Source organism: Helicobacter sp. T3_23-1059 (genome assembly GCF_053654515.1).
Genome location: NZ_JBSIUV010000010.1, coordinates 51,365 through 67,393, shown reverse-complemented (window position 1 = coordinate 67,393; position 16,029 = coordinate 51,365). Strand labels below are relative to the sequence as shown.

The following is a 16,029-nucleotide window of genomic DNA, read 5'->3' as shown; positions in this document are numbered from 1 at the left end:
GCAATTTATCGACCACAGAGACCCTGAGCGCGTGAAATGGCTAGCAAATTATAAGGTGAAATAGCGATTTGTAGCAAAGGAGGCAACAATGACAAATGGAGCAAAATCTATCAAATTTATCGCGCTATGCGTGATTTTAGGAGGTTTGAGTATGGTAAATGCAGCAGAGCAAGAATTACTCAAAGCGGGGAGTTTGGGCGGATTTGAGGGCGATGATACGATTTTTAGCGGCAAAGTCAAAGTAACAATGCTTTTTAAAGACGCGCCTTATCGGGCGTTTAGCGGGGGATTGGTAGAGTTTAGCAAAGGTGCTAGGACTGCGTGGCATACCCACCCCGCAGGGCAAACACTCATCGTTACACAAGGCACAATCATCACAGGTAGCGAAAATGGCGAAGTGCAAATCGCACATAAGGGCGATACAATCCTTTGTCCGCCAAATGTGAAGCATTGGCACGGCGCGACTGACAAACAAAACGGCGCGCATATCGCCATCACAGGTGTGAAAAATGGGCAAAATGTCGTGTGGCTAGAAAAATTAAGCGATGAGGAATACAAATCCGCGCTAAAAAAGGCAAAGTAAATTTTGGAATTTTTGTCATATTGAGGGATAAAACCAAAATATCTCTACCTTGTGATTTTTAAGGCTTTTAAGCCCAAAAATCTCTAGATTCTAGAATCTATGATTTTGAGATACTTCGATTTTGCAAAAAATCTCAAGTATGACAAAAATACATTGAAATTTTAAAATTTAAAGGAGTAAGTATGAATATTTTAGTGGCGTATTTTAGCGCGAGTGGGATTACCAAAGAAGTCGCACAGACAATCACAAAGGTAGCGGGGGAAATGCAGGGCGTAGAATCTTGTGAAATTTATGAAATCACGCCTGCAACGCCTTACACAAGCGCGGATTTGGATTGGACAAATGAGCAAAGTAGAAGCACGATTGAGTGCAAGGACAAACGCTCGCGCCCTCCTCTTGCGGGCAATATCGACATAGCGCGTTTTGAAGTTGTCATTATAGGATTTCCTATTTGGTGGTATAGCGCGCCACCTGTGGTGTTTAGCTTTTTAGAATCAAGCGATTTTGGTGACAAGATTATATTGCCATTTTGCACGAGCGGTGGGAGTGAGCTAGGCTCTGCGCCACGCGAGATACAAAAACTCGTGCCAAATGCCAAAGTCCTAGAGGGAGCGAAATTTAACTTCGGGGCAAACAAATCCACTATCCGCAAATGGCTAAATAGCGCGGGAATCGCGTAAAATCTAATGAAAGGAGCAAGTATGCAAAATCTAAACTCAAATCAAAATCTCACAAACACAAAACGGCGAGATTTTATCAAAAATAGCGCAAAAGTCGCTACCGTGCTTAGCGTGGCAACCCTAGCAGGAGCGAGCTTCAATGCGTGTAGCGATAGCGCGAGTGAAAATAGCAAGCCACCACACCAAAACAACGCAAACCAAAATCCATCAAGCAAAGGAGCAACGATGAGCAACACATATTCTACACCCACAATCACGCGCAGTGCAAATGGCGTAAATTTTATCAAAGTTGGCAACACCGACATTGAGATTAGCCAAATCTGCATAGGAGCGATGAGCTTTGGCAAGGCAGGGACTTTGCACGATTGGACGCTTGATGAAGCGCAAAGCGAGGCGATTATCAAACACGCGATTGAAAAAGGCATAAATTTCTTTGACACGGCAAATATCTACTCCGCTGGGACAAGCGAGGAATATTTAGGCAAAGCGTTAAAAAAGCACGCAAAGCGCGAAAATGTCGTCATCTCATCAAAAGTGTATTTTAACGAGGGGATTTTATCGCGCAAGGCGATTTTGCGCGAGATTGATGGCACACTGAAACGACTTGGCACGGATTATTTGGATATTTATATTATTCATCGCTTTGACTACACCACGCCCATTTTAGAAACTATGCAGGCATTGCACGACATAGTCAAAGCGGGGAAAGTCCGTGCGTTAGGGGCAAGTGCGATGTTTGGCTATCAGTTTGCAAATATGCAACAAGTCGCAAAGGACAACAACTTAACGCCATTTAGCATTATGCAAAATCACTATAATTTGCTCTACCGCGAGGACGAGCGCGAACTGATACCCATTTGCAAACAGCAGGGCGTTACGCTTATGCCTTATTCGCCCCTTGCTTCTGGGCGTTTGGCACGAGCGGAGTGGAAAACTGATACGATTCGCAGCAAGACGGATAAAGTCGCAATGGGCAAATATGACAAAACGCAAGAGCAAGATACAATCATCGCAGGGCGCGTAAATGAGCTAGCAAAGAAAAATGGCGTCCCTATGAGTGTGATTGCGCTATCTTGGCTACTTGCCAAAGGTGCTGGCTCGCCTATCATCGGTGCAAATAAGACAAAATACATTGATGAAGCACTGCGTGCGATGAGCGTGAAACTAAGCGAGCAAGAAATCGCGTATTTAGAAGAAGCCTATATCCCACACGAAATCGTGGGCGCAAATACGGAAGCACAAGCAAAAGAAGCGATAAAAGGGCTGGTGAAATAAAGGGAGCGCAAAAATGGAAAATCTTAAAGAATTATTAGGTTTAGAGAGCGTAGATTTTAGCAATGAAATTTTTGCGAAAGATTTGCGTGGCGAGGGAGTGAATTATCAAAGCGAGGGCTGGGAGGAAATGTTTAAAGCGATTAGCAATGCGCAAAAAATAGTCGCGCACCTAAATGCTGGCTACCGCTCCCGCGAGGAAACGCTTGAGATTTTAAGCGAACTTTTTGGCTATGGGCTAGATTCTAGCGTGTGGGTTATGCCACCATTTTACACAGATTTTGGGCGCAATATTACCTTAGAAAAAGGCGTGTTTATCAATACTTGTTGCACCTTTATGGATAGAGGTGGGATTGAAGTGGGCGAAGGGACATTTATCGCGCCAAAGGCAAATATCGTTACCATAAACCACGATTTTGCCCCGCACAACCGCACTACGACATTTTGCAAACCTGTCAAAATCGGCAAGCGCGTGTGGATAGGCATAGGCGCGACTATTTGCCCAAATGTAACTATCGGGGATAACTCCATAATCGCAGCAGGCGCGGTGGTAACCAAAAATGTCCCGCCAAATGTCATAGTCGGTGGCAATCCCGCCAAAATCATCAAAAATATATAAAAGTTTTGTATGAGCTATAATGCGCAAATCTTTGGCAAATGCAAGTTTAGCAAGACTTAAAAAACGCGTTTTAAAATTTAAATTTTAAAGGAGTAAGTATGCAAAATCTAAACTCAAATCAAAATCTCACAAGCACAAAACGGCGAGATTTTATCAAAAATAGCGCAAAAGTCGCTGGCGTGCTTGGCGTGGCAACCCTAGCTGGAGCGAGCTTCAATGCGTGTAGCGATAGCGCGAGTGAAAATAGCAAACCACCACACCAAAACAACGCAAGTAGCGATAACGGCGCAAACCAAAATCTATCCAAAGGAGAATCTATGAACCTCACAAACACAGCAAAATTAAACTTAGAGCGATATTTTGGCAAGGACTTTAGCGCAAGTGAGCTAGCGCAAAATGACGCAGAATTTTTAGAGCGATACGCAAATTTTGCCTTTGATGAAGTGCTTTCCCACACAAATTTAGAGGAACAAGAGCGACTTATGCTAACGCTTGGTGCGCTTATCGCCACGCAAGGAGTAAGCGAGTATAAAAATATGCTTAATGCTAGTCTCAATGCGGGCGTGTATCCTAGCGCGATAAAAGAAATCTGCTACCAAGCCACGCCATACATTGGAATGGGCAAGGGGCTAGAATTTATCATCGCTACAAATGAAGTCTTTAAACAGCGCAAAATCCCAATGCCTCTAGAATCTAGAGCCACCACCACGCGAGAAAATCGCGTCCAAAAAGGGCTAGAAGTGCAAAGAGCAATCTTTGGGGAGGCAATCGATAAAGGCAATGCCTCCGCGCCCGATGATGAAAAACATATCCGCAGATTTTTAAGCGGGCATTGTTTTGGGGATTTTTACACGCGAGGCGGGCTTGATTTGAAGTTTAGAGAGCTTTTGACATTTGTCTTTGTAGCGAGTATCGGCGGGGCAGACGCACAAGTCAAAGCACACATACAAGGCAATCTTAATATGGGCAATGACAGGGCTACACTCATTGCTACCATTACCGCGCTAATCCCCTATATCGGCTATCCGCGTGCGCTAAACGCGCTAAGTGCATTGCCAAAGGGGTAAAAACTTGCTATGCGATTTTTTGGACTTTTTTGCAAAATCTTTGAAAAATTTGTGATTTTCCCCTTGACTTAGAGTTGGTATCAGGTTTTATAATTGCGACAAATCTCGAATCGAGATTTTCAATACATCATAAAGGAGCAAGTATGCAAACGATTCAAAACAAACAAAGACGAGAATTTATCGCAGATTCTGCAAAAATGGGTGCGCTTGGTGTAAGCGCGATTTTGGGAGGCTCAGCACTCTTTGCTAACGATGTAAATGCAACCCAAACAAGCGGACAAAATCTAGGCAAATCCCAAATCATCGGCACAGATAAGGCAATAGCACAGGCAAAAAGCGGAGCGCGGATTGATTCTAAAGGCTACGCGGCTTTTAGCAAGGATTTCACATTTAAGCCCCACACTTTCACGCGCCACCCGCTAGGCGAGAGAGATATTTTGATAGAGATTCTCTACGCTGGGATTTGCCATAGCGATTTGCACGCAGTCGCTGGCGACCACCACGCACCGACTTATCCCATAGTCCCCGGACACGAAATCGCAGGGCGCGTAGTCGCAGTGGGAAGCAAAGTCAGCAAGTTTAAAATCGGCGACTACGCAGGAATCGGCTGTATGGTAAATAGCTGTGGCGAGTGCGAAGCGTGCAAAAGAAGCGAAGAGCAATTCTGCACCAATGCTAAAACCGTCTTTACCTACAATAGCAAAGATGTCTTTCACGGCAATGAAAACACCTATGGTGGCTACTCAAACAACTATGTGCTAAGCGAAAAATTTGCCATAAAAGTGCCAAAATCAGCCCAAATACAAAAAGTCGCACCCCTGCTTTGCGCTGGGATTACGACTTATTCGCCTATAATGTTTAGCAAGGTAAAAAAGGGGCAAAAAGTAGCCGTTGCTGGGGTTGGCGGACTAGGACATTTGGCAGTGAAATATATGGTGGCATTAGGTGCGGAAGTTACGGGATTTGACATAGTCGATAAGCGCGAATCGGTGCTAAAACTAGGTGCGAAGCGATTTATCAATGTCAAAGATAAAGAGTTTAGTCAAATTACAAATGAATTTGACTTTATTATTTCGACTATCCCCTATCACTACGACATAAACGCCTATCAAAAAATGCTAAAAATGTATGGAGAAATGGCAATCGTGGGACTGCCATCGCCAAAAGATAATCCGCATTTAGACGCAAATGCGATGATTTGGCAATTTAGACGCAAGATTTATAGCTCACTTATCGGTGGCATAAAAGAAACGCAAGAAATGCTAGATTTTAGCGTGAAAAATAATATCTACCCTGAAATCGAGCTAATCCCCATAACCGAGCTCGACAACGCGTATAAAAAAGTCGCCAAAGGACAAGCAAACTTTCGCTTTGTGATTGATATGCGAAGTTTGAGTTAGATTTATGGTTGAAGTTTTTAAATAGGGAATTTAAAATAATGCGCAAAAAACTATGGCGAATCTTTAAATACACACTTGGCATTTTTGCCTTGCTGTGCGTGGCTTTGGTGCTTTGGTGGCTAAATATGGAGGGCATTTTTTTGAGTGATTTAAAAGACACAAAGGCGCGAATCGCGCATTCACCACATTTCATAAACGGCGTAGCGCAAAATTTCGAGCCAAATAAATCTAGCGAATCTAATGCAGATGATTCGCAAGATTTGCGCGAATCCGCCGAAAACAAATCCCAAAAGAAATTTACCAAACTATCTTTGCTTGAAATTTCAAGCGTGGAGATTCCAAGCATAAAAAGCGATTTAAGCGATTTGGCAAAAAGCGATAGTTTCGTGTGGTTTGGGCATAGCTCATATATGCTAAATTTATCGGGCAAAACGCTACTTATTGACCCTGTGCTACAAGATAATGCCGCACCACTGCCCTTTGTGATAAATGCCTTTAAGGGTGCGGATATTTACGCGCCTATCGAGTTGCCTACGATTGATTTTTTGCTCATCACGCACAATCACTACGACCATTTGAGTAAAAGCACCATTCGCGCACTCTCACCCAAAATCAAACACGCGATTGTCCCGCTTGGCGTGGGGAAATATCTCAAAGCGTGGGGGATTAGTGAGGATAAAATCACGGAATTAGATTGGGACGAAAATGTGGAATTTAGCGTGGATTTTGGGGTGTTGCGCTTTTATTGTCTAACGGCTAGGCATTATTCAAGTAGAGGTTTGCTTGATAGGGATAAAACCTTGTGGGCGAGTTTTTTGGTGGAGTATGGTGCGGATTCACACAAATCACAAAGCAAAAATCCGCAAGATTTGCGAGATTCACACTACAAAGATTCGACAGATTCACGCGAATCGCGCTATAAAAATTCGCAAAATTCACACAATTCACAAAGCAAAAAAATCTTTATCGGTGGCGATAGTGGCTATGGGGCGCATTTTGCAGAGTTTGGCAAACGATTTGGCACAATCGATTTAGCATTTTTAGAAAATGGGCAGTATAATCCGCAGTGGGGACAAATCCACACATTCCCTCACCAAAATCTACAAATCGCAAAAGAGCTAAACGCAAAAGCGATAATGCCCGTGCATAACTCTAAATTTCGCCTTGCACCGCACGAATGGAGCGAGCCTTTAGAGCAAATTTACACGCTTTATTTGCAGGGCAAATCACAAAATAATTTTGATTTTTTGCTTCTAACGCCACAAGTTGGGCAAATTGTGCCTTTGTGGAGTGAGTATAAAAAGGGCGATTTTAGCGCGTGGTGGCGAGAAGTAAATGCAAATCCAAAATAATTTGCAGATTTTTTTTGTTAAAATTTGCGATTCACTATTGACAGATAGCTACTATCATCTTTTATAATTGCGTTTTTAAAATTTAAATTTTAAAGGCGTAAAAATGGTAAATCTTAAAGATTTGTCGCAAGATTCACATAAATTCAACCAAAAAAGAAGCGACAATGGAATATTTAGAGTTAAATAATGGCATCAAAATGCCAATTTTAGGGCTTGGCACTTATGGATTACAAGGCAAAAGTGGGCAAGAGGCGATAAGCGAGGCAATCAAAATCGGTTATCGGCTCATAGACACCGCGCAAATGTATGACAATGAGCGCGAGGTGGGCAACGCTATGGCAGAATCTATTGCAAATTTTGGCATAAAGCGAAGTGAATTTTTTATCACCACCAAACTTTCAAGCAATATGAGCTATGATGAGACTTTTAGGCGATGTGATGAGTCGATGCAAAAATTGCGCCTTGAATATTTGGATTTATTGCTTATCCACGATACTTATAAAAACGCAGAGCAAATGTATAAGGCAATGGAAAAACTCTACAAAGAGGGCAAAATCAAAGCACTTGGAATCTCAAATTTTAAGAAAAATGATTGTGCGGAGTTTGTGAAAAAATGCGAGATAAAACCTGCGATAAATCAATGCCAAACGCATATCTTTCATCAGCAAAAGGCACTGCGAGAGGTGATGAAAGCCACTGACACAAGGCTTCAATCGTGGAGTCCATTTGTGGCTGGGCGTAAAGATTTTTTTCATAATCAAACCTTACTACAAATCGCACAAAAGCACGGCAAATCTGTGGCACAAGTGGCGTTGCGCTTTTTGGTGCAACAAGACATTATCACTATCCCAAAAAGCGCGAACACTACGCGACTGCGTGAGAATTTTAGCATTTTTGATTTTGCGCTTGATAGTAGCGATATGATGATAATGAGCGCGCTAGATACGGGCAAATCACAATTTGGTTGGGATAGTTAAAAGTCGCGTTTAGAATCTATAATTGTGCCAAAAACGCATTCTAAGTGGAGTGCTATGAATCTATTGCAACCTTGCACCATTAAGAAAATCAAACAAAATAATGCTATAATGCGCCAAATTTGACAAAAGGCACACAAAAATGCTTCAACTAAACATAAGAGAGTCGCTTCAAGAGATTGCGAGTTTTCTTGGGGGCGATTTGTATTACCACTCAAAAGTCCCCGAGCAACAATACAAAGAATTTAAACAAAAAATCAATCATTATCTCCCAACACTTATGAGTCAAAACGAGGATTATTTGGTGGCAAACGCGCTTACGCCATTGCTCCAATCGCTAGGATTTAGCACGGCTATCAAGCAAAAATCGCAAGGCAAAAGTGAAATTGATTTAGCCCTTATGCAAGAACATAATATCGCAGTGATTATCGAAGCAAAAAAGCCAAGCAATGCAAATGAAATGATAAGCGCGGAGCATTACAACAAAAAGGCATTGCACGAAGTGATTTTGTATTATTTGCGTGAAAAAGAGCGTTGCTTAGAGAGTGGGGCAAGGTTTGAGATAAAGTATATTATCATCACGGATTTTTATCGATTTTTCATTTTCAAAGAGAGCGAATTTGAGAGATATTTCTACAAAGATGAACATATCAAAAACAATCTTTATGGCAAATACAAATCTTTGACAAAGCAAACGGATTTAAAAATAGAAAAAATAGCGCAAAAGACAAATGAGGATTTTTATAATGAGCTAAAAGAATATTTAGCTAGCGAGCATTTTAACGCAGAATTTAGACCGCTGTATTTGGATTTGCAAAAAGTGCTAGATTCCAAAGATTTAAGCGAGATTAAGCCCTTTGTCAAGGCGTTTTCGCCAGAATTTTTGCTAGAATTATATATCCACAAAAACGACATTAACGAAGCGTTTTATAAAGAGTTGCTTTATATTTTGGGATTAAAAGTCCTAGATGGGAGCAAGGATAAAAATAAAAACACCATTATCCCAAATAATGTAAGCGGGACACTCTATCACAACATAATCGATTCATTGCCTGATGAAGCAGATAAAACCCAAGAAAACATTATCTCACTTATTATTTTGTGGTTAAATAGAATCTTATTTTTAAAGCTCATCGAAGCAAATTTGGTGCGATTTAATCCCAAGCAAAATCAAAGCATAAACCCGCATAGATTCCTAAATATTAGAAATATAAAAGATTTTCAAAGTTTAGAAAATCTCTTTTTTGAAGTCTTTGCCAAGCCACATAATGAGCGCGATGTAAGTTCGCCATTTTTTGCTATGCCCTACCTTAACTCATCGCTGTTTAATCCAAGTAAAATCGAGCAAAATCTCATTCACATACGCGCCCTAAGCAACGATAAGCAATTGCTCCCTTACAGCGAATACAACAAAAAATCCAAAATCTCAAATGTCGCTAAAATCCCACTTTTGCGCTACTTGCTAGATTTTTTGGATAGCTATGATTTTGGCAGTGGCGAGGAATACGAAGCCGATACGCTCATAAATGCAAGCATTTTGGGCAATGTATTTGAGCGCATAAACGCGTATAAAGATGGCTCTTTTTACACGCCAAGTGCAATTAGCGCGTATATATGCGAGGAAAATTTGCAACAAGTCGTGGTGCAAAGATTTAATGAAGCAAATCCCAAATGGCAATGCAAAAATATAGCCGACATAGAATACGAAATCTACCGCGAAATACGCCACGCTAGAAATACGAATGTCAAATCTACCCCACCCCAACCCCTCCCGCAAGGGGAGGGGCTTAAAAATGCCAAAAATTCCCCCTCCCTTGCGGAGGGGGACAAAGGGGGTGGGTTGCAATCCGTAAAAATAAAATCTCACAACGACAAAAACCCTCATAACGACAGAGAATCCATAATAGAAAAACACATAGCCACGCTAAAAAGCGTGAAAATCTGCGACCCGAGCGTTGGGAGCGGACATTTCTTAGTATCCGCACTCAATGAGATGATAAAAATCTATTATGAGTTAGGGTTATTAGATTCTAGTATTTTAAGCAAAGAGCTGCATATTATCGGCGATGAGCTAGTTTTAAGCGATTTTACTTACACCAAGCCACAAAGCCCAAATGAGCCAAGACACAAAATCCAAAAAGCCCTTTTTAACTTAAAAAAATCTATCATCGAACATAATCTCTTTGGCGTGGATATAAATCCAAATTCTGTGGATATTTGCAAACTGCGCTTGTGGATAGAATTGCTAAAAAATAGCTATTATTTGACAGATTCAAACGATGGATTCAACGAAAATCTAGATTCTACAATCCACCAAATGCAAACCCTCCCAAATATCGATATAAACATAAAATGTGGCAACTCTCTTATCTCAAACATAGACATAAATTTTAGCAAAGAAAAGCTAGAATCCCAGCTAAAAGCCCTGCTAAACAAAGATAGAAAACTAGGCGAATCCGATGAAGAAGTCGCCGAAATAAAATCCATTTTAGATGATTTGAAAATCAAATTACCCAAACAAATACAATCCTACAAAAACGCCACAAACGCGTATAAAAACGAAACAAACGAGGATTTACGGGGCTTACACAAACGCAATATAGAATCTGCCAAAGAATTTATTTTAAGCCTTTTTGTCAAAACGCACCCCGCATATCGAGAATTTAAAAGCACCCTTGCAAACTATCTAAAATCCTATGGCTATGGTGGAATCGACAATGCAACATTGCCAAACGCCAATCCAAAAGCATTGCAAGAAGCGCGTAAAAATCTAAACGACTACCTAATCGCGTTTAATTACCACAAAACACTTGGCATTACAAACGAGCCACGAGGATTTGTGGAGAGAGATTTTATCGCCCTGCTAGATTCTATGCGCTCTTATGAATCTATCTCAAAAGAGGCAAAATCATATTTTGAATGGCGATTTGAGTTCCCCGAAGTTTTGGATAAAAACGGGGATTTTATGTGCTTTGATTTGATAGTGGGCAATCCTCCCTATGGCGATTTACTCGATAAAGCACAAAAAGATTTTTGCCAAAACAAAAAACTACCAAAAGAACAATGGAAATATCAATACGCCGACACAGGCGATACTTACAAACTCTTTATCGAAAAGGGCTTTAACCTCATCAAGCAACACGGCAATCTTGCCTACATTGTGCCACTTAGCATTACAAGTAGCAAGTCAAATATTGATTTGCATAAAATGCTTTTAGAAAACTGCGAGTTTATACGAGTGAGTAGCTATGGACATCGTCCTATGAAAGTGTTTCCTAACGCCGAGCAAAGAGTCTCAGTCATTAGCTTTACCAAGACGCTTTCACCCACAAAACACCTAATGACGACAAAAATAAATAGACGATACACCACCCAATCGCTAAAAGACCTTATAGCAGCTATGGATTTTACAGATTCACTTGATTTTGTCCAAGAGGGCGCACTTTGCAAGATAGGATTGCCTATCGAACAATCCATAATGCAAAAAATCTACGCGCAAAAACAAACGCTAAAATCGCTTATGAAAGGCAAAGAGAGAATCTATTATAGAGACACGGGCGGTGGATATTATGATTTATACACAGGATATTCTACGACAAATTCCACTACTGAAAAAAGCTTTAAAGCAAAAAACGCAAAAATGCTTGTGGCGTTAATGTCAAGCAATCTTTTTTGGTGGTTTAGAAATGCTTATAGTGAGGGGAGGCATAGCTATACTTATGAATTTGAGCGTTTTTCTATCCCAAAATTTAGCAAAGCAATAATCACAAAGCTAGAAAAACTTGCCACACGCTACGAATCCGACATAGAAAAAAACCACGATTTTAGCAATGGCGTAAAAACCTACAAAATCCGCAAATCAAAGCACATAATCGATGAAATCGATAGACTAATCTGCCCGCTGTATGATTTGAGCGATGAAGAAATGGACTTTATTATAAATTATGAAATCGAATTTAGGACGGATTAGAATCTAGATTTTAAAGCTGTTATTGCACAAGAATTTTAGGCGCAAAATTTTAGGCGCAAGCATTTTAGATTTTTGCTTATGCACTTCTCGCCGTCATTGCCACCATTTAGCGCACACGCTCTTTTAGATTTTTATACGCCTCGCAAGCCATATCCACGCCAAAATCACAGCCCCGCTTATAAGTTCGCAACGCTTCATTTGTATCCATTTTTACCCCCACGCCAGATTCAAAAAACCCTCCAGCACTTAGGCACGCGCTTCCTGCGACTAGCTTGCCTTGCGTTACGCATTGTTGTTGTGTCCTTTTTGTGGGGTCTAGTTTGTTGATTGCCTCACATTCTCGCACAGGGTCGGCATTGCACGCTTTTAGCACATTTTTTAGAGCTTCGCGCATATCTTTTGCGCCCTGCCCATAGCCTTGCACTTGATACATTCCTAAGATATAGCACGAATGCGAATACCCCAAATCACAAGCCTTTTTGTAGTATTGCGATGCTTTTGTTTGGTTTTTTACCGCACCTTGCAATCCGTGATGATAGTTAAACGCCACTGCCAAACACGATTGCGGGATATTGGCTTCACATTGCGCGATTTTTGTGAGAGCCTCTGGCTCTAGATTCTCACTCTTGGCTTGCTCTATTTCTTTTGCTAGCTCGCAACCATCGCTAAATCCATACTTACACCCCTTGCTTGCATACTCACTCGCCTTTTGCAAGTCTTGATTCTCACTATGATATTGCATTAGGGCGAGATTATAGCAGCCCCCGCCATCGCGCAAATCACACGACTTGCTATACGCGCTTTTAGCTTTGGCAAAATCCACTTGCAATAAAATATGCTCTTTTTCATCTAAGGCTAGCCCATAGTCTTTGCCACTAAATTCTGCGATAGTGTTGAGATTTTCTTTTATGCCATATTTATACGCCACGCCTAACGCCCTGCACGCAAAGGCAGATTTTAAAGCGCAACCTGTTTTTGCGTATTCGTATAAAAGCATAGCTTTGTTTGCAGGGATACTAGCAAAGCTATTTTGCCAGATTTCAATAATCGCCACTTCGCAAGATTCTTTTGTGCTTAGGCTTATTTTTTTGCTTTGGGGGGATTTTAGGCAGGCTTGCCCGTATTTTGATTGCGTGATTTTTGCGTCTCTAAAATTAGGCAGAGGGGCTTTAGCACTCTTTTTTATCCGCTCGATATAATCCCACTCCACTAAGCCATTTTGCAAATTTACAATGCTAAAAATAAAGCTATACTCCACGCTATTTATGCTTGATAGGGCTTTAGCTTGGCTTGAGATTCTCGCACTCAAAGAATACTTAGGCGGTAAAAGAGAGCCTTTTGGGATAATGTCGCCAAACTCGCTATTATTCCTCATAGCGCGGATAGAATCAAGCATTTTATCGCTTTGTAGCGCGTTGCCTGAAATGGCGTTGCTAAGGCGAAGTGTTTTAGAAGCAAGAATGTCTTTTAACACGGCGCGAGCGAGAAATTCTATATCGATTGGATACTCGCTTAAAGAGTTAAAATCTGAAATGGCAATGACTGCTTGATTAGCTTGCAAATCTTTTAGGAATGGAGAATCTTGCAAATCCGCGTTTGTAAGCGCGGCAATGGAAAGCAAATCATCGGTGTGTAAGAAAAATGGCGAAGATTCTTTGGTAGTCAAATGCGCTTCTTGCGAGGGAGATTCTTGCGTGGCGGCTTTGAGGGGAGAGTAACTTGCATTGCCACACATAAATGCCGCCACAAACATTAGCAAAGAAAAAAATCTCATAATATGCCTTTTGATAAAGAAAATCGCGCAAGCGTAAAATCACGCAAAAATTGCGTTTTGAAAATTTATAAAATGATAGCAGGCAAAGATAAAATCCAAGCTAAAATCTGCGATTTTTGGTAAAAATGCAAATGTGAAATGTCATTGCCACGCAGATTTTGTATAAAGTGTGTGTGGCAAACAAATTTTTTAGACAAAATCCGCTTAAAAATCTCTTTGCAAAAATTGCAAAAACCACAAACAAAACGCAAAATCAATAACGCAAAATTTTTGCAAAATCCATAGTTTATCAACTATTTTGCGATAAATTTTTCCACCTTAAAATACCTTGCATAAGAGGTATTTGGCCACTCATTAGGATTTTGAGATGGATTGCCCCAATTCGTATAAGAGTGATAAAATGAGCTAAACACCTCTTTATTTACTACGATTTCTTGCCTGCCTAATGCCTTTTGCGCATCGATTGAGGCTAGCATTCGCTCCCATTTTAGTCGCATATCCACACTTGCATACAGCACAAAAAGTGCTAGCACAAAACACACCACAAAAATGACATTTTTAAGTTTATCTTGTAGATTTTGCGTAGTATATGGCGCACAAATGCGAGACAAAACCAAAATCATAGCAATGCCTAAAAGCACAAAAATAAGTTTAGCACGCGGTGGAATCCCAACCTGTATAGTCGCTCCTGTGGCTAAAAAATGCACGATAAAAAGCCCTGCTAGCACCAAAAATAATGCGTAGTTGTTGGATTTTAGGGATTTCTCACGCGTGTAGCTATATATACAAAGCATAGCCGCACTAGGTGCAAACAAATACGCAAAATAGCCCACACTACCCCATTTTACACTGACAAATACAAAAAACACCACAAGCCCAAATCCAAAAAATCGCGTAATATGTCCCCTAAACACCATAAATGCGATAATGCCTAGCGTGGCTATTTGCATAAACAAAGTCTTTGTGGTATCACCTCTAAATGTGTGCGAAAATCTAGCATATTTCTCGCTTAGACTCATTGCCCATAGCTTGCTTATGCTTACATAGCCCATTAGCTCGGCGTGTTGCTCTGCCCTAGCCCTATGTCCAGGACTAAAATACAGCACGCAAAAACCACCCACAAATCCCACTATGCCAAAGTATGCCCACAAAGGCAACTTTATCCCTCTATACACCGTGTATGCTACAAACGCTAGCAAGCATAAAATTAGCACGATTCCAAATTCGCTCCCCCACCCTGCAAGCACGCCCAAAGCTAGCATAGCAATAGATTTTATTGATTCTTTAAGATTGTTTTTGGTTTTTGTATTTTTGTCATATTGATGCGTTGAAAAATCCGAAATGTCGCTATTTTCGCTTTTAGATTTTCTAAAAAAGCTATGCTTTGAGATACTTTGGGCTGTGCTTTCAGTATGAGAAATGTTTTTGTTATGAAACATATTGCTTTCATTGCAAGTAATATTGTAGATTTTGCTCGCAAGCATTCGATATGGCACACAAAATCCCAAAATCAAGCAATAAGCCCATAAATAATTAAAACTCCCAGCTGCCCATAAAAACACCGCTCCAAACGCACGATACACCATAAACGCAATAAGCACAAAACACAAAATAGCAATATCGCTAGAATCTATTGTTTTTGAGGTTTGCTCGCTAGAAGTTGCCCTACTTGTTACATTTGCCCCTTTTGCCATATTTTGTTTTCGTGGCAATCGCCCAAAAACTAGCACAAAAAGCAAGTAAAGAAACCCGACATCAAAAAATGCGTTTATAAATGCAAAATATGGCGTGTGAGCTAGATAACTACCAAAAGCGACTTTAGCTAATTCACCTAGACGCCCATTCCAATGCGAGTAGGAATTTTTTATAGATTCTATTGTGCCAATGCCAGCTCCCAAATCATCGCTTTGTGCGGGAAATAGCGCGTTTAGCACAAAAAAGAATACATAAAACATAAGAAATATTTTTGCCTGCGAAAAATCTAATGCGTCATTGCGAGAATTTGCGCAATTTTTAGTCCAATAAGGATTTTTGTCATTGTGAGCAATGACGGAGTTTCCTTTGTCATATTGAGCGCGTGAGCACGAAATATTTATGTTTGCGTTTTTAGATTTTTGAGATACTTCGGCTAAAGATTCAGTATGACAATTTGCTTTTTGAGAGCTAGAAAGATTTAGCGCGGAGTACTCTCTCTCTCTCTCTCGTTCGGTTGGTTTTCTTTTAGTAGATTTTCTTGCATTTAGCACCTCTTTTTATGGATTTTACAAATATGGATTTTACAAAAACATATTTATATCAAAAAAAAAAAAAAAAACGACAAATAAACGCCTTATATCCA

Annotated in this window: 11 protein-coding genes; 9 read left to right on the top strand and 2 right to left on the bottom strand. The window is 40.6% G+C overall.

The window, feature by feature from the left end:
• Positions 1 to 151: 151 nt before the first annotated feature.
• The 9 genes from ACWIX0_RS04550 to ACWIX0_RS04510 all read left to right on the top strand — a co-directional run bounded on the left by ACWIX0_RS04550 (position 152) and on the right by ACWIX0_RS04510 (position 11,917).
• Positions 152 to 583, top strand: a complete 432-nt coding sequence (locus ACWIX0_RS04550; protein ID WP_454172331.1) for a (R)-mandelonitrile lyase — start codon at positions 152 to 154, stop codon at positions 581 to 583.
• A 182-nt stretch (positions 584 to 765) separates the two neighbouring features.
• A complete protein-coding gene (locus tag ACWIX0_RS04545) occupies positions 766 to 1,263 on the top strand; it encodes a flavodoxin (RefSeq protein ID WP_454172324.1) in 498 nt (165 codons plus the stop codon).
• Between the two features lie 21 nt (positions 1,264 to 1,284).
• On the top strand, positions 1,285 to 2,538 hold the full coding sequence (locus ACWIX0_RS04540) for an aldo/keto reductase (protein WP_454172322.1): 1,254 nt from the start codon (positions 1,285 to 1,287) through the stop codon (positions 2,536 to 2,538).
• Positions 2,539 to 2,551: 13 nt separating this feature from the next.
• The gene (locus ACWIX0_RS04535) at positions 2,552 to 3,154 is read left to right on the top strand and encodes a sugar O-acetyltransferase (RefSeq protein ID WP_454172320.1); all 603 of its coding nucleotides are present in this window, start codon (positions 2,552 to 2,554) and stop codon (positions 3,152 to 3,154) included.
• A gap of 98 nt (positions 3,155 to 3,252) precedes the next feature.
• Positions 3,253 to 4,221, top strand: a complete 969-nt coding sequence (locus tag ACWIX0_RS04530) for a carboxymuconolactone decarboxylase family protein (RefSeq protein WP_454172318.1) — start codon at positions 3,253 to 3,255, stop codon at positions 4,219 to 4,221.
• Between the two features lie 143 nt (positions 4,222 to 4,364).
• Positions 4,365 to 5,621 (top strand): NAD(P)-dependent alcohol dehydrogenase, encoded by a 1,257-nt coding sequence (locus tag ACWIX0_RS04525; protein ID WP_454172316.1) that lies wholly within the window; start codon positions 4,365 to 4,367, stop codon positions 5,619 to 5,621.
• A 38-nt stretch (positions 5,622 to 5,659) separates the two neighbouring features.
• Complete coding sequence (locus tag ACWIX0_RS04520) at positions 5,660 to 6,973, top strand: MBL fold metallo-hydrolase (RefSeq protein WP_454169869.1); 1,314 nt, start codon at positions 5,660 to 5,662, stop codon at positions 6,971 to 6,973.
• Positions 6,974 to 7,137: 164 nt separating this feature from the next.
• Positions 7,138 to 7,950, top strand: coding sequence for an aldo/keto reductase (locus tag ACWIX0_RS04515; protein WP_454169867.1), 813 nt, complete (start codon positions 7,138 to 7,140; stop codon positions 7,948 to 7,950).
• A 139-nt stretch (positions 7,951 to 8,089) separates the two neighbouring features.
• A complete protein-coding gene (locus ACWIX0_RS04510; protein WP_454172314.1) occupies positions 8,090 to 11,917 on the top strand; it encodes a type IIG restriction enzyme/methyltransferase in 3,828 nt (1,275 codons plus the stop codon).
• A gap of 106 nt (positions 11,918 to 12,023) precedes the next feature.
• Here ACWIX0_RS04510 and ACWIX0_RS04505 read toward each other — a convergent pair whose 3' ends face one another.
• Together ACWIX0_RS04505 and ACWIX0_RS04500 are read right to left on the bottom strand one after the other, a co-directional pair.
• On the bottom strand, positions 12,024 to 13,691 hold the full coding sequence (locus ACWIX0_RS04505) for a hypothetical protein (RefSeq protein WP_454172312.1): 1,668 nt from the start codon (positions 13,689 to 13,691) through the stop codon (positions 12,024 to 12,026).
• A gap of 293 nt (positions 13,692 to 13,984) precedes the next feature.
• Positions 13,985 to 15,937, bottom strand: coding sequence for a DUF6056 family protein (locus ACWIX0_RS04500; protein WP_454172310.1), 1,953 nt, complete (start codon positions 15,935 to 15,937; stop codon positions 13,985 to 13,987).
• Positions 15,938 to 16,029 lie beyond the last annotated feature (92 nt).